The 19,653-nt window shown below is 43.9% G+C and carries 20 protein-coding genes; 8 read left to right on the top strand and 12 right to left on the bottom strand.

The genetic code is table 11. The features are described 5' to 3' along the window. Positions 1 to 117 precede the first annotated feature (117 nt). The 6 genes from MKY24_RS09740 to MKY24_RS09715 form a co-directional block, all read right to left on the bottom strand. Positions 118 to 240, bottom strand: a complete 123-nt coding sequence (locus MKY24_RS09740; RefSeq protein ID WP_023988155.1) for a cyclic lactone autoinducer peptide — start codon at positions 238 to 240, stop codon at positions 118 to 120. Between the two features lie 5 nt (positions 241 to 245). Then, entirely contained in the window at positions 246 to 761 is a 516-nt protein-coding gene (locus tag MKY24_RS09735) for an accessory gene regulator B family protein (RefSeq protein WP_028542742.1), read from the bottom strand. Next, a complete protein-coding gene (locus tag MKY24_RS09730) occupies positions 754 to 1,386 on the bottom strand; it encodes a hypothetical protein (protein WP_338533482.1) in 633 nt (210 codons plus the stop codon). The genes MKY24_RS09735 and MKY24_RS09730 overlap by 8 nt, the downstream gene beginning before the upstream one ends. A 171-nt stretch (positions 1,387 to 1,557) precedes the next feature. Then, a complete protein-coding gene (locus MKY24_RS09725; protein ID WP_338533481.1) occupies positions 1,558 to 2,676 on the bottom strand; it encodes an acyltransferase in 1,119 nt (372 codons plus the stop codon). Between the two features lie 313 nt (positions 2,677 to 2,989). Beyond that, entirely contained in the window at positions 2,990 to 4,807 is a 1,818-nt protein-coding gene (locus tag MKY24_RS09720) for an APC family permease (protein ID WP_023988151.1), read from the bottom strand. A gap of 193 nt (positions 4,808 to 5,000) precedes the next feature. After that, positions 5,001 to 5,837, bottom strand: a complete 837-nt coding sequence (locus tag MKY24_RS09715) for an AraC family transcriptional regulator (protein ID WP_023988150.1) — start codon at positions 5,835 to 5,837, stop codon at positions 5,001 to 5,003. Positions 5,838 to 5,975: 138 nt separating this feature from the next. On the opposite strand from MKY24_RS09715, the gene MKY24_RS09710 reads away from it, so the two are divergent. The 3 genes from MKY24_RS09710 (at position 5,976) to MKY24_RS09700 (ending at position 10,145) form a co-directional block, all read left to right on the top strand. After that, positions 5,976 to 8,003, top strand: a complete 2,028-nt coding sequence (locus MKY24_RS09710; RefSeq protein ID WP_338533480.1) for a beta-galactosidase — start codon at positions 5,976 to 5,978, stop codon at positions 8,001 to 8,003. 69 nt (positions 8,004 to 8,072) lie between these two features. After that, positions 8,073 to 9,299 (top strand): MFS transporter, encoded by a 1,227-nt coding sequence (locus tag MKY24_RS09705; RefSeq protein ID WP_053325222.1) that lies wholly within the window; start codon positions 8,073 to 8,075, stop codon positions 9,297 to 9,299. A 210-nt stretch (positions 9,300 to 9,509) separates the two neighbouring features. After that, the gene (locus MKY24_RS09700) at positions 9,510 to 10,145 is read left to right on the top strand and encodes a hypothetical protein (protein ID WP_023988147.1); all 636 of its coding nucleotides are present in this window, start codon (positions 9,510 to 9,512) and stop codon (positions 10,143 to 10,145) included. 73 nt (positions 10,146 to 10,218) lie between these two features. Here MKY24_RS09700 and MKY24_RS09695 read toward each other — a convergent pair whose 3' ends face one another. Both MKY24_RS09695 and MKY24_RS09690 read right to left on the bottom strand, forming a co-directional pair. Beyond that, positions 10,219 to 11,049 (bottom strand): DegV family protein, encoded by an 831-nt coding sequence (locus MKY24_RS09695; protein ID WP_023988146.1) that lies wholly within the window; start codon positions 11,047 to 11,049, stop codon positions 10,219 to 10,221. A 21-nt stretch (positions 11,050 to 11,070) separates the two neighbouring features. Further along, positions 11,071 to 11,508, bottom strand: a complete 438-nt coding sequence (locus tag MKY24_RS09690) for a MarR family transcriptional regulator (protein ID WP_071640431.1) — start codon at positions 11,506 to 11,508, stop codon at positions 11,071 to 11,073. Between the two features lie 191 nt (positions 11,509 to 11,699). On the opposite strand from MKY24_RS09690, the gene MKY24_RS09685 reads away from it, so the two are divergent. After that, a complete protein-coding gene (locus MKY24_RS09685; protein WP_023988144.1) occupies positions 11,700 to 12,167 on the top strand; it encodes a GNAT family N-acetyltransferase in 468 nt (155 codons plus the stop codon). Positions 12,168 to 12,355: 188 nt separating this feature from the next. On the opposite strand, the gene MKY24_RS09680 is transcribed toward MKY24_RS09685, so the two are convergent. The 3 genes from MKY24_RS09680 to MKY24_RS09670 all read right to left on the bottom strand — a co-directional run bounded on the left by MKY24_RS09680 (position 12,356) and on the right by MKY24_RS09670 (position 14,894). Beyond that, entirely contained in the window at positions 12,356 to 12,937 is a 582-nt protein-coding gene (locus MKY24_RS09680; protein ID WP_023988143.1) for an NAD(P)H-dependent oxidoreductase, read from the bottom strand. Between the two features lie 72 nt (positions 12,938 to 13,009). Further along, the gene (locus tag MKY24_RS09675) at positions 13,010 to 13,432 is read right to left on the bottom strand and encodes a MarR family transcriptional regulator (protein WP_076264267.1); all 423 of its coding nucleotides are present in this window, start codon (positions 13,430 to 13,432) and stop codon (positions 13,010 to 13,012) included. A 340-nt stretch (positions 13,433 to 13,772) separates the two neighbouring features. Further along, complete coding sequence (locus MKY24_RS09670) at positions 13,773 to 14,894, bottom strand: NADH:flavin oxidoreductase (protein ID WP_339201869.1); 1,122 nt, start codon at positions 14,892 to 14,894, stop codon at positions 13,773 to 13,775. A gap of 245 nt (positions 14,895 to 15,139) precedes the next feature. Here MKY24_RS09670 and MKY24_RS09665 point away from each other — a divergent pair, with 245 nt between their 5' ends. Continuing rightward, a complete protein-coding gene (locus MKY24_RS09665; protein ID WP_023988140.1) occupies positions 15,140 to 15,736 on the top strand; it encodes a TetR/AcrR family transcriptional regulator C-terminal domain-containing protein in 597 nt (198 codons plus the stop codon). 95 nt (positions 15,737 to 15,831) lie between these two features. On the opposite strand, the gene MKY24_RS09660 is transcribed toward MKY24_RS09665, so the two are convergent. After that, complete coding sequence (locus MKY24_RS09660) at positions 15,832 to 16,983, bottom strand: iron-containing alcohol dehydrogenase (RefSeq protein ID WP_023988139.1); 1,152 nt, start codon at positions 16,981 to 16,983, stop codon at positions 15,832 to 15,834. A 252-nt stretch (positions 16,984 to 17,235) separates the two neighbouring features. Between MKY24_RS09660 and MKY24_RS09655 the strand changes: the two genes are divergently transcribed. The 3 genes from MKY24_RS09655 to MKY24_RS09645 all read left to right on the top strand — a co-directional run bounded on the left by MKY24_RS09655 (position 17,236) and on the right by MKY24_RS09645 (position 19,572). Then, a complete protein-coding gene (locus MKY24_RS09655) occupies positions 17,236 to 18,270 on the top strand; it encodes a stalk domain-containing protein (RefSeq protein WP_339201868.1) in 1,035 nt (344 codons plus the stop codon). A 239-nt stretch (positions 18,271 to 18,509) separates the two neighbouring features. After that, on the top strand, positions 18,510 to 19,040 hold the full coding sequence (locus tag MKY24_RS09650; RefSeq protein WP_076156913.1) for a GNAT family protein: 531 nt from the start codon (positions 18,510 to 18,512) through the stop codon (positions 19,038 to 19,040). Positions 19,041 to 19,200: 160 nt separating this feature from the next. Further along, entirely contained in the window at positions 19,201 to 19,572 is a 372-nt protein-coding gene (locus MKY24_RS09645) for an iron chaperone (RefSeq protein WP_075154066.1), read from the top strand. Positions 19,573 to 19,653: the final 81 nt, after the last annotated feature.

Below are 19,653 nucleotides of genomic sequence, written 5' to 3'. Positions count from 1 at the left end.
CGTCCGGTTTCTCCTCTCCCATTCGGGCGCTCTTTAATGGAGCGCCTGATTTTTTTGCATAAAAAGAAGCTGCTTAATAGCAGCTCTATGTATCATTTTTCTATTTCGGTATTTTGTTTATTTCAGCAGTTCCTCGGGTGTATCCCCTTGATAAACATACACGTAACTCGCCACTGATACAGCAAATGTTGCAAACATAGACAACGATGTAGCTAATCCATATACCATTTTCCTCATCATTCCACTCACCTCCTTCCCCGGATCAATGTTAGGCTCTGGACCAAAAAAGCAATAGCCACTACAGAGGAACCGATTACAAAATTAGTACATACAAGCAAGGAGGATAACAGTCGCAAGAGGGGATAAAATTGTACTGGAATGCGTGACTGCTTTTCAATTCTGGACGGGGCAAAACATAAAACGAGAATGAGAGCTATTCCGGTAAACAGGTTTGTCCACCAACTATTTAAGGCAATGCAGGATATGTAAGTAAAAGCTGCTGAGGTCACCAACACACATGCCATGCCCGTTTTCAAATGAATGCCTCCTGATATTTGGCGCAGCAGGGCGAAAGCGACGAGAATCATTACAGCCTCTACCATCCGCCCCGTGAAGATTGAGGCGAATAGTGTTAACACGATGATCATGGACGCATTCAGAATGAGAGCAAGTGCGTATTTAAGTACCGCGACAGAGGCCGGATGATCAGGCACAGTACGTTTGATCTGGTTAGCAAGTTTGAAAGCCATCGCTTCAATCATCCCGGTATTCCTTTCCGATTGCATAATAGATGAAAAATCCCGAAACCAGTGCAAAAAATATCATATTTAACCATACCTCGTTATAGTAGAGCACAATAGAAGTTGAAATGAGCGACAGGATAATCAGCGTGATGACAATTCCATATTCCTCTTTGAACTTTAGCTTCTTGAAATTAGGGGAAAAGCCGATCCCTTTTCGATACAGCATCAATGAAATAAGCAGTCCTACTGCCGCGCTTACCACTTGTAGCAGATAGCCCTTCAAGGACCCATCCTGCAGCTCAGAAACCGGAAGGTTGCCGAACATGACTTTTAGGAATACAGACTGAACAACGGCATATGCAAAATAACCTGTAACTGTCATAATACCGGACCACACAATCGGAATCTTCACGACCGTAGCAAGTAAAAAAATAAAAAGCAGCATATTTACGACAGGCACCAAATACGAAAAGGAAAACTCCTCTCGGAGCATATAACTTTGCAAATTCATAATCAGGTTAACAAAAATGGCCTGCCATAGATAAGGGATCATTTTAACTTTAAAAATACTCAAAATCAGCGCAAAAACAGCTACTCCCTCAAGCGTGGAGAAAAGCAAAAAGCCGATTGGCTTCAAAAGCATGCGTGCATCTCCTTTACAATTACAACAAACCTCATCGGTGTATTCAAAAACTTGGATGTACATCGAATATAAAGGGCTGGGAGCTACTTTTCAAGAGGTCTTTTCAATTATTTCATAGATTTATTCAAGCACTTCAACCAAATGTTATCGGATGCTGTTTCAAGTTGCAGCTTAGGCAACACTTTCTTTGACCGAATCTCCCTGCTTGTGCACAGGCTTCATACGTGAGATAAGCTTTTTCCCCCAACGGATGCCGGGCTGTTCAATCCACGAGTAGGTAAACCAGGATAGTCCGATGGTGAATAGCAACGTCATGATAAACATAAGTGTGAGGCTGACTAGGGGAGCAAAAGGTAGTTTAACCTGTACGATTAGTCCCAGAACCAGCATATGCGTCAAATACATGCTGTAGCTAAGACGGCCGATCCATGACCACCCCCGATTAAGCAGCCAGATCGGGTGCCTGTGATACAAAGCATACGCTCCCAGCAGCAACCCGATACCTATGAGATAATCGGTCATACCTCCAAAAAATGCAAATAGCACAGAAACCAGCAGCAAACCTCCACTGACCCGGTCTATACTTTTCCAATGCCGCTCGTCTTTCCAAATGAAAAACAACAATATACCTAGTCCAAAGACAGGCAATTGATTCGGAAACCATAAATACAGATAGTGCCCCCATAAAGAGTGATCATTAATCCATGGATATTGAGCAAATACCGTATTTAGCCCAAAGCTTACCACAAGTGCCATCACAACAAACCAGGTCGCATGGCGGACTGATCGGATCAGCTTAAATAATAGGGGGATAAACAGATAAAACATACATTCCACCGCAATGGACCATTCCACACCAATAATGCTGTTGATCCAGTACGGATTCAGACCATTCAAAAACAGGACATGAGCTGCGATATTGGCGGCAGTGACTCCCTCCTGATCTCCAAGCCAAAATCGTGGACCTGTCCCGTTCACAACTAAATAGATTCCTAACATCACGTAATACAAAGGAGCAATCCGAAAAAAACGACGCAACAGGTAAGCTGAAATTCTTTCCCTCTTGTCACCCGAACGTCTGCTCAAGGATAAAAATAGCGTAAAAGCGCTGGCCATATAAAATAAAGCGACACCTTTAGCTCCTATACTCAAGCCTTTTTGCAACCATCCGTTTAATCCGTCTACATGCTGGCTGACATGCACAAGTAAAACTCCAATAATAGCCAGCGCCCTCAGCGTATCTACAAATTGCAGCTTGTCATCTTCCATTTTCCCCTTGGCTTCGGGCATCGTATCCCTCCATAACAGTCTCGAATGATACATTTCGTATCTATAATACACAAAATGTATCACCAAAGTAAATATCTCCGTTATGCAAAAAAAACACCCTCCGACCGCAAAGAAATGCGGCCAAAAGATGTTCATTTTGTCCTTGCTATAGTCAGCTCACACAAATGAGTTGGGCTAATTGGCAAGTGACTTTATTTCAGGATTTTGCAAAATTCGATTCCAGTCGCTCCGAAGTGCAAGATATAGACGAACTAAAGCATTTCGATCTATATCCTGTTCATCGGAAGTCGCTTATGGGATTTTTGCAAAATCCTCATTTGTTTAAATGAAAAGGGACGGTCGTTACGATCACGTCTTTGTAATTAATCAAATAAGCTCTCATCAGTAAGCTGGTCTGATTGTGTAGAATATTTTCCCACCAGTGCTTGGTGATGAATTGTGGAATGAGAACAGTGATATGGTCCTCGTCTGCTTTTTTCCACTCTACTGTATCGATGAACTTGCGGAGCGGATTAATGATGCTGCGATAACGGGATCTCAGCACTACTAAACGTATGCCCACGTCCCACTCTTCCCACTTCTGTTCCATTTTTTGAATCGCCTCATCATCCACACCCACATATACGGCAACCACATTATCCGACAAGGTTTTGGCATAGCTGATCGTATTCATAACGACTCGCGTAATACCTGCCACCGGAATAATAATCGTATTGCCTTTCACCATAGGTTTATCCTTGGTAATATCAATGCGCAGTTGTTCAGCCGTATTTTTGTAATGCCTGTTGATCTTCATAAAGAAATACAGAACCAAAGGCAGAAAGATAAAGATTACCCACACCTGGCTAAATTTGGTGAAAATAAAGATGAGAGTAATCGACAGCGTGGTCAGCATCCCAACCGTATTAATAGCAAGTTTGACGATCCAGCCTGGCGGTTTGAGCTTGATCCAGCGAATCATCATGCCAAGTTGCGAGAGCGTGAACGGAATAAATACCCCTACGGCATAAAGCGGGATCAGATTTTCTGTGTTGCCGCCAAATACGATAACCAGCAATGCCGAGAAGATACTCAGAAACAGGATACCATTAGAGTATCCAAGCCGATCTCCACGAACCATGAACATGTGTGGCATGTATTTGTCCTTCGCGAGCATAAAAGCAAGCAATGGAAAGGCCGAATAGGCTGTATTCGCCGCCAAAAACAAGATGAGCGCCGTTACGCCCTGAATGATGTAATACATCACACCGCGCCCGAAAGTGGCGTTCGCAATTTGCGAAATGACCGTTTCATGCGGATTAGGACGAACACCGTACCAATAAGCCAGCAAACTAATTCCGATAAACATACACCCGAGAATCAAACCCATCATCATTAGTGTAGTTGCTGCATTTTTGGCAGCTGGCTTGCGGAAGTTCGGAATGGCATTCGAGACAGCCTCTACCCCAGTTAACGCCGAGCAACCCGAGCTGAACGCCTTCAGTAGCAGGAACAGGCTGACGTTGGATACCGTAGCTCCAAATTGCGGTGCTGCAGCATGAGCTCCCCCTGCCACGTAATGAATGATACCGCTAATAATCAAAACAAAAATAGCAACAACAAATAAGTAAATCGGTACAGCCAGCACCGAGGCAGATTCTGTCACCCCGCGCAAGTTCATAATAGTCAAAAAGATAATCATAATCAGAGCAATGGCGATCCGATGATCATGTAACGACGGGAACGCAGATGTAATGGCATCTGTACCTGCTGATGAGCTAACTGCTACCGTCAGAATATAATCGACCAGCAAAGAACCACCTGCAATCAGACTCGGACTCTTTCCCAAATTGTCCTGTGCAACAATGTACGCTCCGCCACCACCAGGATAGGAAAATATGGTCTGTCTATAGGACAGGATCAGAATGATCAGCAAACCCAATACCGCAATGGATATAGGAATGGAATACCATAGGGCAGCGAAGCCAGCTGTAATTAAAACCAGCAGAATTTGCTCCGTTCCGTAAGCTACAGAGGACAAGGCATCTGAGGACAGAATGGCCAGTGCCTTGAGCTTATTCAGTTTCTCATCTTCAAGGGCCGTCGACTTTCGCGGACGACCGATTAATAATCTTTTGACTTTACTCAGCATTTCGTTGACTCCTTCTTTGGATGAGGGTTTTGCAAAAGAACTATGGATCTTATGTTTATTATGTCACCTGCACATCAGTTTGATGAAACAAATGAACTATTATTTTATACTCCCTCATCCTGAAAAAAACAATAAGGAATGCTCCCTAAAAAGAGCATTCCCGAGTAAGAAAGAGTATTTCGATAAAATACCCTTATGTATACAGTAATTTGAACCTTTCCGGGGTAATTCCTTCAGCTCGGCGGAAAGTTGCCACAAAATGACTGGCATCTCGGAATCCTACTCGCTCCGAAATCTCCTTTACTGTTAATTGCGGATATTCCGTCATCATTTCCTTGGCCTTCCGCAGCCGAATTACAATCAGATAAGCATAAGAAGTCACACCAAACGCTTGCTTAAATAATGTATTTAAATGACGGGAGCTGACATTCATCATAACTGCCATATCACCTAGGCCCACATCTGGACTGGCATAATTTTGCTCCATAAAGGCCAGTACAGGGGTTAAACGTTCCACATTATGGGATAGGGAAGGCATCGAGCTATGTTGTCCATGTTTACGCAGTAGAGTCAGAAAACGATACATATTGGCCGAAGCATCTAATCCAGACAAATCACGTTCACTAACCATGGAATGGAGCATAGTTTCCCCAAAGCTGTGCAGCTCGCTATCCGGGTCCCAATGATACCCACGCGTATGCTTCAATCCCAGTGCAGTCAATACAGCAGCGGCGATGGGGCCGTCAAATGTAATGTATAACGTTCGCCAAACCTTGGTCGCCCGTCTGTATGCATGGGATTCCCCGGGCAGCAGCAGAACCCCGGACTGCTCTCCCAGACGGAAGGTCCCCCCTTTAAATGTAAACATCCCTTCACCAGACACCGTCTGAATCCAGTGAAAGCACGGATAACCCTCTGGACGGGACACATCCTCCTGCCTGCTGTTAAATCCGATACTTTCAATAAAAAGGGGTAAAGAGTGCTCACGCGTAGTCAGGAAAAATCTTAAATGATGGGGAGTTAAAATCATAAAAAGCACCTCCGGCGTATGCGGGTATATATTCTTCATGTAGATCCATATTGTTATATACACGTTCATTTTATTATATTTAAAAGCAGTTATTTGTATTATAAGATAGAATTATTCTTATATACAGAGGTGATTGGCATGATAAGCAGCAAACTTCCTAAAGTATTTTACGGTGGAGATTATAATCCTGAGCAATGGGATGAGGCCACGCATCAGGAAGATTTACGGATGTTCAGGCAAGCAGGGATTGATATCGCCACGGTCAACGTATTCTCATGGGCCAAAATTCAGTCCGACGAAATCACATATCATTTTGAATGGCTGGATCAATTGATTGACAGTCTTTATGAAAGCGATATCTTCGTTTGTCTAGCTACTAGCACGGCAGCGCACCCTGCTTGGATGGCTACCCGCTACCCCGACGTTCTCCGGGTAGACGCTGACGGACGGAAGCGGAAATTCGGTGGCCGCCACAACTCCTGTCCGAACAGTCCAACGTATCGAAAATACGCGGAGCAGATGGCTGATCGAATTGCAGAACGATACAAAAACCATCCCGCGATCCTCGTGTGGCACGTGTCCAATGAGTACGGCGGGGATTGCTATTGTGATAACTGCGCGGCCGCATTCCGGGTGTGGCTCAAGCAAAAATACGGATCACTGGAAGAGCTAAACCGGGTGTGGAATACTTCCTTCTGGGGTCACACCTTCTATGATTGGGATGAAATTGTACCGCCAAATAATCTGAGCGAGCATTGGGGAGAAAATCACTCCTGCTTTCAGGGCATATCCCTCGATTATGCGCGCTTCAATTCAGACAGTATGCTGGATTGCTACCTATTGGAATATAACGCGATTAAAAAACATGTTCCCGATGCCGTGGTAACGACCAATCTGATGGGTTTTTTTAAGCAACTGGACTATTTTAAATGGGCTAAGTACATGGATATTGTATCTTGGGACAGCTATCCCGGGGCCAATACTCCGATAAGCTATACGGCGATGGCGCACGATCTGATGCGCGGATTGAAGGATGGGCAACCCTTTATGCTGATGGAGCAAACACCGAGCCAGCAGAACTGGCAGGCGTATAATTCGCTTAAACGGCCCGGCGTTATGCGGTTATGGAGCTATCAGGCAGTCGCGCATGGCGCGGACACGGTCATGTTCTTCCAGCTTCGCCGCTCGATCGGCGCTTGTGAGAAATTCCACGGGGCCGTCATTGAGCATGCCGGGCATGAGAACACACGTGTATTTCGCGAGGTGGCACAGCTTGGCAGTGAGCTTGGCGCATTAGGCAACAGGCTACTTGACGCGACCGTTAATGCCAAAGTAGCCATTTTATTCGATTGGGATAATTGGTGGGCTTTGGAAAAATCAAGTGGCCCTTCTGTTGCCTTGAAATATATGGATCAGGTACACAAGTATTATACTCCCCTCTTCCGGCGGAGTGTACAGGTAGACCTGGTTTCTGTTGATGCAGATTTCCAGAAATATGATCTCATTATCGCGCCTGTACTATACATGGTCAAGCCGGGTACCGCCGAGAAGCTGGAACAGTTCACAGAGCATGGCGGCACCTTCGTAACGACCTTTTTCAGTGGCATTGTAAATGAAAACGATCTGGTCACAACCGGAGGATATCCTGGTAAACTACGTAACTTGCTCGGGATCTGGGTGGAAGAAATTGACGCCCTTCTGCCGGAATCACACAATCGCATTGTATTGAAAGAAAAGGTGGGCGTATTACAAGGTGAATATAAATGCGGTCTGCTCTGCGACTTGTTGCATAGCGAAGGCGCCGAGGTGCTGGCAGAATACGGCGATGATTTCTATCAGGGCATGCCAGTGCTGACACGCAATCGTTTCGGTCAAGGTGAGGCATGGTACGTTGCTTCAGACCCTGAAGAAGCTTTCCTTGATGGCCTGCTGGGCTACATTTGTGAGCAAAAAGGGATTCCATCCCTGCTGCGCGCTCCTGCGGGTGTAGAAGCCACTGTACGGACCAAAGATGGAAAATCATATCTATTCGTTCTGAATCATAACGCCCAGACGCAGCAATATCATCTGGATGATCAGAAAGGGAATGAGCTGATCAGCGGTAAATACCTGGAAGGAGAAATTTCTATTGAAGGCTACGGCTTTCAAGTACTGGAGCTATCATAATCACTCAGATTTGACTCATGCAGTTTAGCTTGCCGCATGAGTCAAATCTAGGTATCAAAGGAGTTCATCATGAAACGACTGCTATGGATCGGCAGCTTATCTTATTTTTTAATCGGCCTGGCACACGTGGTTGTAGGCTCCCTACTGCCTGTGTTGTTAGAGCATTACGGTAGAAACTATACGGATGGCGGAAGTCTAATCTTCGCTCAATTTTCCGGTTTTCTGGCTGGAGTCCTGCTGTCGCCGTGGCTTGCCCGGAGTTTCGGCAAACGCCGAAGTCTGGTATTCGCCCTGCTCCTGCTATGCGCGGCGGAAGTGCTGTACTCATTGCTGCCGCCTTGGGGTTGGCTATATGCCGTCGGGGCAGCAGCCGGGTTTGGCTTTGGTATGATAGAAACACTCATTGGCACTATTATTATCAGCGGTATTACTCAAGGAACGGGTGCGGCTATGAGCCGTCTGGAAGTCTTTTTTGGGATTGGCGCTTTGGCTATGCCCGCTATCGCCAGCCAGCTCATTGCACTCGGTTGGTGGCGATTGGCCTTCCCCATCATTTCTATGTTTGCAGCCGTCACTGTCATAGCTTGGCTGCGCGGGTCCTTCGGCACGCTGGACGCTGTATTAGACCAACAGGAACACCAAGGTGACAACCATACGCGTTCCACTAACTCACCCAAATCCCCCACGGTGGAGGCTTCTAAGGATAGCCCTATAGGCAATTGGAAGCTACTTGCACTATTTATCGTCTTTTTCTTTATCTATGTAGGGACAGAGATGAGCCTGGCTAATTTCCTGCCCTCCATGTTCATCGAACGGCTGGGTCTCACACAAGCCGAAGCAGCACTTAGTGTCACCTGCTTCTGGTTAGCAATGGCTACCGGCCGGTTATTCACAGGCTACATTGCCGATCGATACGGCTACGGTGTCTTTGTCGCCCTGAGCTCGCTGGCAGCGACCGTGCTGCTGTGCGTGTTCCCGCTGATCAAAGGGACTGAAGGCGCCTTTATCCTTATTGTACTGCTGGGGCTGGGCATGTCCGGCATCTTCTCCATCGCACTTGTTTTTGCCAGCAAAATGATGCCAGGCACCGAAGAATCTACCACTAGCCTGCTTATCGGCGCAGGTGGAGTTGGGGGAGCTCTGCTGCCTTTATGGCTCGGAAATAGCATGGATCGTGGTGGAGCAGTCTCATCAGCGTGGTTGCTGGCAGGCTTCGCCTGTATCCTGTGCCTGCTTGGGGGCATCTTGTACGCCCTATATGTGCGCAAAAAACGGCTTCAAACCGCTTCATCATGAGACTCGTCTCTACTGGCGCCTTTGTCTGTTCCTTGGTTGTCATCCAAGTGCACATTCAAAGGTGCTTTTTTACATACTAGACGAATGCACCTTGTACAGCAGCCCGTTTTTAGTCAAAATAGATCGTTTCCTATGAATCACAGGACAGATATCCATGCCTCCTCTAGATGAATGGAGTAGTATACAACAAACCATATGGAGGTGTTTGTATTGGGTCATCCTGAATTAAAACGAAAAAAAGGCCGTAAAAAAAATGTTTTTGTCCGTGCCTGGTTTGATAAGTTAGAAAAAAAGTTTGAGGAGAAGCCCCCAAAGAGAAAAGTCCGCTCGAAACGGAAAGGGGTTGGAAAAGATATCATCGTCAAAAAGCAACTTGTAAGTGTGAATATTAATCATAGCGCTTTAGGGCCTGAAGGGGATCCTGGAACCATAGGTGATTTAGCGCAGTTCGGTTATATTTATAATGTGAAGCCCCAAGTTGTTCCGATTGAAGGGGATGTCATTTTGGATACGAACGGTATACTTACACCTGGAATTGCTCATGTTCCAGGAACTACACAGATTGCTGTATCCGATGCTGGAAAATATGAAGTTCACTTTTCGGTGTCCGGTGTGGAACCTAACCAATTCGCCATCTTTATTAATGGCGCACTGGCTGTGGGAACTGTATACGGCTCAGGAGCCGGGACACAACAGAACACAGGGCAAGCTATCCTCGCTCTGGCATGCGGTGACGTCCTTACTCTGCGAAACCATAGCTCTACTACTGCTGTTACCCTGCAAACACAAGCCGGAGGAACTCAAGCCAGTATAAACGCTTCTGTCCTCATTAAAAAATTGAGATAGGCTTGAACTCCCGCAAAGTCTCAGTGTATTAAAAAGGGTTTATCCATACAGCGAGGATAAACCCTGAATATTTTTAAAAGGCCATAATGATCCCTTTGTCATTGGCATACATTGAACTAATCCCTCTGGTGGACACAATATGAATATCTTTAAATTGATAGCGTTTCTTCAGCGCATTCATTAATTTTTCCGCCAGCCCAGGATTATTGCAGTGAGTAATGACGATGCTTTCTCCTTCGGTAGCCCGGCCACTTTTTTCAATAGTATCTGCCAGCTTTTCGATAATTTGATTCTGACCGCGTGCTTGAGTAAAAAATGCGATATTCCCGTCACCATCCGAGCCTAAAATAGGCCTGATATGCAAGAGTGAAAGTATTTTTCCTGTGATTTTATTCATCCGTCCGTTCTTAACCAAATTATCCAGATTTTCTAAAACAAAGTACGTTTTCATCTTGCTGATAAAGCTCTCCAAGGAAGAAATAATTTCGCTTTTATGATAGCCCTCGTCGATTAGCTTGCGTAGTTTTAGAGCTAACAAGAGCTGTCCAGCCGAAGCGCTTTTCGAATCAAATACATGAACATCCGCCCCCTCTTCTTCCGCCATATCTTTTCCTACCAATGCACTGGAATAAGAACTGGACAGGTTGCTGGATAATGTAATGGCAAAAGAAGTATGCGTACCTTGAAAGGCTTCCTTATACAGCATAGGTGACGGTGATGCGGATCCAATTTTGGTTGTACAGGCTTTCATTTCTTCCATAAACTGAGGCAAGTCCAATGTGTCATCATCTACGAAGCATTTATCTCCCAGCGTCATATTTAACGGAATTGTAGTAACTTGCATCTCTTCTCTAAGCTCTCTCGTTAAATCACAGCAGCTGTCTGCTATTATTTTATATCTCACCCGGTACACCCTCACATTATGTTATTTTTCAATAGAACCCGCATTCATAATACTCAAAGAAAGCTCAATTAACCGTATAAATTCCTTCACATTCTTCTCACCCAAACCTACTACAAGCGCTTCAAAATAACCTTCAATTCTCTGTTGCTTCTGTTTGATCAAGGATTCACCATCTACTGTGAGCCTTACACACATTCGTCGTCTGTCATGCTCAGACATTTCCATAGTCACATAGCCTTTTTTCCTTAATCCCGTAAGCGCTGCCGTAATTCTTGATCTGGATACATGCAGATGATCGCTGAGTAAGGAAGGATTAATTTCATCATCCCGATGCTGAACTAAATATTGAAGCACATGGTTTTCCCCCTGAACAAGCTCCGTCAGGCTACTGAATAATTCCATGTCATAAATCCGGTTAACGGATTCTCTCAATTCGTCTCTTAGTTCATAATCTTTCATAGTGAACCTCCGCAAAACACATAATACATACAGTTAACTATTAATACTATGTACTATAATGAATTGCCCACGATAATAACAATGAAATATTTGTGAATTTTAATACAAGGGTTAATGAGCTCCGCGTCGAATAAGAAAAAATACGCTTGATCACCTCTTTCCAGTTTACGGTAAAGGAGTTGTTACATAAGATGAAAAGGTTTACTCTTCGCCAATCCCACAATTCGGATATTGAAAGCATTGCTAATTTACGGGCGATTGTACTGCGGAACGATTTAACAAGATTAGGAAGGTTTGATGAAGAGAAAGTTCGTCAACGCTTTCGTGATGCATTCGATTCTGTCCATACCTGGATCATTGAGGAAGACTCTTCTTTTGTGGGCTGCATAGCTTTTAAACCGAGATTAGACGGTTATTTATTGGAGCATTTTTATATTCATCCCAGTTACCAAGGTAAAGGAGTCGGCAGTCAAATATTAAAAAATCTGCTAGAACAAAATCATGTAAAAGGAAAACATGTAACCTTAAATGTTCTGCAAGGAAGCTCAGCCAGACGTCTTTATGAACGGTTTGGTTTTAAAATTGAACGTGAGGACCCTATTGACGTTTACATGTACTTAATCGTAGAGGGACATTCCAAAACCGTCGAAAGATCATAGAGTCATGCTTCAACACACCCTTGAATGTCCAGTTATATCTGCCCCAAGATGCTATTACAAATTCAAAAGATCTATGAACCGGGATGTTGGAGATATATAAGCACTATAAGAAAAGGCCAACCACTAAATACGGGTTGACCTCATCATTTAAAGAATGTCTTACGTTTCTAAGAGAACATAAACTGACTTTACAGCACCGTTTTAACCGTGTCTTGGACTTGCTTTAGCAGTCCTTTATAGCCATCTTCATCAAGGTAACCAATACTTCCAAGCAGCAAGTGACCGACGGATTCAATTCCAACGAAATCAAAAATTCCCGTATCTGATGTGATCTTCAATCCTGCGGTCATACCGATTTCATCGTAGATCGCGTTGGGAGTACCATGTGTATTCACAATAAAACCTTTTTTACCTGTAAGCAGCTTATTAATCCCTTCCGCACCAGCCGTATATGCAAATCCGTATGCAAATACACGGTCAACGTAACCTTTCAGGATGGCAGGAAGACCTGTCCACCAGATGGGAGAAATAAAAGTAATTGTATCCGATTGTGAGATGTATTCCTGCTCCACTTTGATATCAGCCGGAGTTTGCCCTGCTCTCATAGCGGCAGTATCCTCAGGTTTTAATACAGGTTGAAAATCAAGGGCATATAGATCACGTACAACGACTTCGTCACCTTTTTCTTTCAAGGTAGTTACAACGGTTTCCAGTATCGCGTGATTAAAGCTTTCAGCGTTAGAGTGAGCATAGATGATAAGATGTTTCATTTAAATAACCTCCAGAAGTTTTATTGTTATTTTGATATTAATATAGATATCTATGCATTTATTCAAAAAAAATTATAATCTGTTTTTTACATGCTCTAACAGATATTCCAGTTGTTCTTTTTCCTCGTCTTTCAGACCACCATAGATGGTTTCTTGTAATCTATTGGAGATCGCCGCAAACACAGGCTCCAGCTTTCTTCCCTTATCGGTCAAATATATCAGGGTAACTCTGCTATCCTCCCTTTCTTTTTTTCTTTCGACATATCCCAACTTCACTAGCTTGTCGATCAAAACAGTAACAGTGGGTTGCTGACGAGAAATTTTTTGCGTCAATTCCTTAATGGAAAGCCCGTCCTTTTGATAAAGGAACATTAGAATTCCACCATGAGTAGGAACAATTCCTTCGATTCCATTCGATTCGAGCTCAGACACAATCAATTTATTGATCGAGTCTCTAATGGTTCCTATCAGTGCAGCTGCATTATTTTTTAACATACAAGCATTATTACATAGACATCTATATATATCAAGTATTTATGTCAGTCTGATTTGGTTTTAACGTATGAAATGCTTCAAAGAATTAAGAATAAGTTTGTTATAATGGGATCTAAAATAGATAGGAGCTTGTTAAATGGAGCAGCTTTTAAAGAAAATTCAATACTTGAGTACCCAAGAAAAGAAAACTTTAAAGCAAATATGACTTAATCTAAAATGGTTCATGGTGACTACTGTCGCAGACGCATTAAAAAGCCAAAATACCCGAAGTTCCTTACCTGACTTTGAGTATTTTGGCTTACACTGTTTATTTAAAGAGGTATTCGAAGTATGAGATGTTTTAGTTGAGCGTTTGAAGTACCTCAGGTGTAAAGGTTTGAAGATCATGAATTCGGCCTTCACGTATTTTTGTAGCCCATGCAGGATCACCCAGAAGCGCACGCCCAACAGCTACCAGATCAAATTCATTGTTGTCCAGCCGTTCCAGAAGTTCATTAATATCTTGGTGTCCTGCCCCTTTCCCTTCCGTATAACTTACAAAATCCTCATCCAGACCTACAGAGCCAACCGTAATCGTGGTTTTTCCAGTCAGCTTCTTCATCCATCCGGCAAAGCTCAAATCGGAGCCTTCAAATTCAGGTACCCAAAAGCGCCGTGTCGAGCAATGGAAGATGTCCACGCCCGCTTGTACTAACACATTCAGGAATTGCCCCAGTTTATCCGGTGTATCGAACGGTTTTGCGTTATAATCATTCATTTTCCATTGGGATAGGCGCATGGCAATAGGGTAGTCAGGGCCAACCTCAGCACGAATAGCTTCCACAAGCTCAATGGCGAATTGTGCACGTTTTATGATATCGCCACCATAGCGATCCGTACGTTGGTTCGTTCTCTCCCAAAAGAATTGATCAACCAGATAGCCGTGCGCTCCGTGAATTTCAACGCCGTCAAAGCCCAATCGTTTTGCATTCGCAGCTGCATCGACATAGGCCCCAATGACCTTGACGATTTCTTCTTCTGTCATCGGCTCGGTCACTTTTTTTCCTTCCAGATCCAGCCCTGATGGACCAATCGACAGCGCTTCTGGGTTCGGCTGAGATCCCAAAGGGCGAGCCATCCCCATATGCCAAAGCTGTGGAAAAATTTTACTACCGGCTTCATGAACCTGTCTGACCACTTCAGCCCAACCGTTTAAAGCCGCTTCTCCATAAAAATTAGGTATCCTCGGCTCACTTGTTCCAGCAGGATGGTCAATTACTGCACCTTCAGTAATAATAAGACCTACACCATTCTCTGCGCGACGGCGATAATAAGCGGCTACATCCGGTCCTGGCACACCATTTGGTGAAAAAGCGCGGCCCATTGCCGGCATTACAATACGAGTCTGTAGGGTCAGATTATGAATGGTATAAGGTTGAAATAAAGCTTCTGTTGAATGGACATTTTGCGGTTGATTACTCAAGGATTGTACCTCCCCATTTTCTTTTATCGTTTTTAGCGATATATAAAAAGCTCGTGCACCATCAAACGGGGTGCAAGTGAAATGTTAGCAATGTTTAATTTATCATTCAACCGACAAAATGTTCATTCTGTTGCTTAACCAAAAGGGTTATAAAATTGTTGTATATCTAAACTCACTTGTTGACAAAACAACACATGTTTATAATGGGGGAATCATTTAATTTACCTGAAAGGAGTGTCTTGAGGATGCCTGGTGTAACCTCACCCAACCCAAACGATCCGCGCGTCATTCGAACACGTAGATTAATTCTCGACGCATTCGTTGACCAATTAAATAAGAAAGACTTCTACACGATTACGATCAATGACATTACCCAAAAAGCCACCATTAACCGTGCCACGTTCTATGCACATTTTCAAGATAAATATGCACTGCTTGAAACCCTTTTGTCAGACGCATTTTTGGAGTATGTTATCAAGAGGATTGATGCTGAGGCACGTTTGTCGGAGGAGATCATTCAGAAACTTATTCTTTCGTTATGTGACTATCACGACTCAAGTAACCAATGCGTTCATAAATATAATTCAGTGGCACCGATCCTGGAAGAACATATTAAGAATCAATTAGAGCAATTCATACTTCAACTCATAACAAGAGAAGCCAATAATACAGACCAAAGAACGTTAGAACTTGCCGCGACCATTTTAAGCTGGTCCATTTATGGTGTAACCTTTCGCTGGAATGTGGAAGGAAAAAAAGAGTCTCCTACAGATTTAGCCGAGAGAGCTGTGCCTTTAATCTTCAATGGGGTTGTCTTATCTCTAGTCTCACAAATCTCTTAGCAGAAAATGCGAATAAAAAGGGCCGTTCCCAGTATACTTCGATCAGTTCCTGGGACAGCCCTTATAGTATTTAGTAAAATAATTGCATCTTTTATTTAAAGAATTTTCTTAAACATCTCGATAACTTGTTCTTTGCTAGGTATGAACGGATTGCCCGGAGCGCAAGCATCCTTCATTGAGTTCTCGGCAAGCAGATCCAAATCCACTTCATTTACACCCAGTTCAGAAAGTTTGGAAGGAATCCCTACTTCCTTCGACAGGTCTTTGATTCTTTGGATTACATAGTCTGCGCATTCCTTATCCGTTTTCCCCTTATCTTCAAAACCGATGACCTTAGCGATGGCACGAAACTTCTCTGGTACATGCTTGGCATTCTCCTCCTCCACAATCGGCAGCAGCATGGCATTACAAACACCATGAGGCAAATCGTATACGCCGCCAAGCTGATGCGCCATCGCATGAACGTAACCCAATCCGGCATTATTAAATGCAAGTCCTCCCAAGAAAATAGCGTATACCATTTGCTCACGTGCTTCTATATCATGACCGTTGCTCACTGTACGAGCCAAATGATTAAAAATAATCTCTACTGCTGCCAACGCAGTCGCATTCGTTACAGGATAGGAACCTGGCGTAACCAAAGCTTCAATAGCATGGGTCAAAGCATCTAGTCCTGTAGCTGCCGTTAACGCGGCGGGTTTGTCTACCATCAGCTCAGGGTCGTTGACCGAAATCGTAGCTACACTATTCTTATCAACCATAACCATCTTGACCTTGCGCTCTTCGTCCGTAATGACATAATTGATCGTGATTTCAGCCGATGTTCCTGCTGTGGTATTAATAGCTACAATAGGAAGCGATTTATGCTTGGATTTATGAACGCCCTCATACTCGGTTATATGTCCCCCGTTGGTAGCAATAATGCCGATTCCCTTAGCCGTATCCTGTGGTGATCCTCCGCCAATCGAAATTAAAAAGTCACATCCGTTTTCTTGCAGAAACTGAACACCATCATGTACATTTTTACAGGTCGGATTTGGTTTTACTTCATCGTATACCGCATAGTTCAATCCAATATCATCCAGCAAAGATGTAACCTTGCCTGCAATGCCACTCTTCATCAAAAATTTATCCGTAACGACTAGAGCTTTGTTTAAATTCAGTTCTTTTATATACGGCCCAACTTCATGCAAACAGCCTGTTCCCATAAGATTGATAGATGGTACAAAAAATACATGTGCACTCATATAAAATCGGCCTCCTAAAGAATTCACTTCTTGTTGCCTCGCTAAATATAGAATTATTCTCTAAAGTGAAATATTTCACATTTATAATTTTATCTTTATTTTATTTTGATGTCAATAATGAAACACAGATATTTATTGGTTTTATTTTTGTTTGTTTTGTTTTTTTAAACGAATCCAATATTTGGTACACAACTAATCGGAGGAAGCCTCGTACAACTTAGATGAACACATTAATAACGAGGTGATGACAGCATGACAATCAACAAGGGAGTATTGCTGGCTCTGCTGGCAGTATCGCTGCTCCAAGCAAACCCGTCTTATGCGAAGTCGGTACCGCTGACTCCGGTGACGACCGTTTATGTGGATGACCACCCGCTTCAGCTTGCCGCCGAGCCGCTGCTGCTAGACGGGACAACGCTCGTCCCCATGCGTCAGTTGTTTGAGGCGCAAGGAGCTGTGCTTTCCTGGAACGGATTCAGCAAAACCGTAACAGCAACCAAAACCGACACGGTGCTGACCTACCACATCGGGGAACTCGTTGCTACCCTAAACGGCAAAACGCTGTCCCTGAATGTTCCGGGACAGATCGTTGAGGGCAACACGATGATTCCACTGCGTTTTGTGAGCGAAGCACTTGGGAGCACAGTGAAGTGGGATGCCCTTACCCGGACAATCCGGATTGCCTCCAGGGACGATTTTTTCACAACAGTTCTTTCCAGGGTCAACCTGCGCAGCGAACCGGATTCATCGGGAGCTTCCCCTTCCCTGCGGCTTATTCCAGCCAGCGAAAAGGTTCACGTCATCCGCGAGGTCAATGCTCTCTGGCTGGAAGTGCGCACTAAAGACAACCTGACCGGATACATATCGGCAAAACCAAAATACAGCGACTATTCCAGCCCATCCCTGGCGGAACGGCAGGGAGATGAACTCATCGCCTACGGAGAGAAATTTCTCGGTATCCCTTATGAATTCGGCGCAGCAACCGGACAGACATCGACCTTTGATTGTTCTTCTTTTGTGGGGGAAGTGTTCCAGCATACGCTCTCTATCGACCTCCCCCGTGTCTCTTACGATCAGGCTAAAGAAGGGCGGGAGGTCGGGCTGAACGAGCTGCGCAAAGGCGACCTGCTGTTCTTCAGCGCACGCGGGATAGAGATCGGCCATGTGGCTATCTATGCAGGGAACAACAAATTGCTCCATACATTTTCCAAAGAACGCGGCGTTCATTTTGACACGCTTGACGATAAATGGCAGAAACGTTTCGTCACAGCGCGCAGGCTGTTTTAGGACGAACCAGATAGCCAGTAACAGTAGGCTATTCCAGTCCACATTCATTATCTTCTAATTGCCTTTTGCCGGACGCTCCCTTGCGGATTGCGTTCAGGCGGCAAAAGGTCTGGATTCATTGTAAAATGGAGGTCATAACGTTTAAAGACTACGTTCGCTTAAAAAATTGGATTGAGGTATTAATCGTTTTGAAATACTAGGTAGAGTCTTTTGACTATAGACAGGAGGAATAAATAATTATGCAATTTGAGACAAACCGGCTCATCATTCGTGATATTTTCAGATCTGATTGGGAAAGTATACATACGTACACGTCATTGCCTGAAGTTACTAGATATACAGCCTGGGGACCGAATACAGAAGAAGATACAAAGGCATATATAGAACAAGTTTTAGCTTCGCAGCAGGAACAGCCACGACAAGACTACGAACTAGCCGTTTGTCTGAAAAATAATGGAATCCTGATCGGCGGTATGGGTATTCATGTCAAAGATACTAGTGCAGAATTGGGTTACGTTTTGAATCCAGATTATCAAGGGAAGGGTTATGCAGCAGAGGCAGCACGAGCGTTACTAGACTTTGGATTTAGCACACTTGCTGTCCACCGTATTTATGCAACATGTCGTCCAGAAAACAAGGCTTCTGAGAAGGTTATGCAACAGATCGGAATGCAACGTGAAGGTTTGATGCGTGAACACTGGTACTACAAAGGCGAGTTTCATGATTCATGTTTGTACTCTATTCTTGCTGAGGAATATAACAGGACATAAAAGGTGTTTTTTATATCTAAATATATTTTTGATTATTCAACAGACAATTACTCCTTGAGAAACATGTTGCTGCGATAAAATGATAGTTAAACCATTTAATGACAAATAGGTTTGAGGAACTTTTCTGAACGATATAATTTTTAATTAAGGAGGGAACAACATGGAAGCTTTTGCAGAATATTTAGAGCATATTGATAACCCCCAACATCGGGCCCGAACGCAAGAGGTTTTGGCTTGGGTAACCAAGAAGTTTCCAAATTTAATGGCAAAAATTGCGTGGAATCAACCTATGTTTACGGATCACGGCACATTTATTATTGGCTTTAGCGTAGCCAAACATCATTTGGCCGTTGCCCCTGAAAAGGCAGGGATTAATCATTTTTCTGAGTTAATTGTGCAGGCTGGCTATGATCACACCAAGCAGTTGGTACGTATCCAGTGGGATAGTCCAGTTGATTTCTCATTACTTGAGAAAATGATCGAGTTTAATATTTTGGATAAGGCAGACTGTTCAACCTTTTGGCGGAAATAAAAAAAGGTTCCTTTTCTCGTAAAACTATACATCGAGCATCACAAATAAGTATTTCTCTTCTCGCCCCCTCTACCATCCTTC

The sequence above is a fragment of the Paenibacillus sp. FSL P2-0322 genome, assembly GCF_037975315.1.
GTDB lineage: Bacteria > Bacillota > Bacilli > Paenibacillales > Paenibacillaceae > Paenibacillus > Paenibacillus polymyxa_B.
This window is presented reverse-complemented; position numbering and strand designations above follow the sequence as displayed.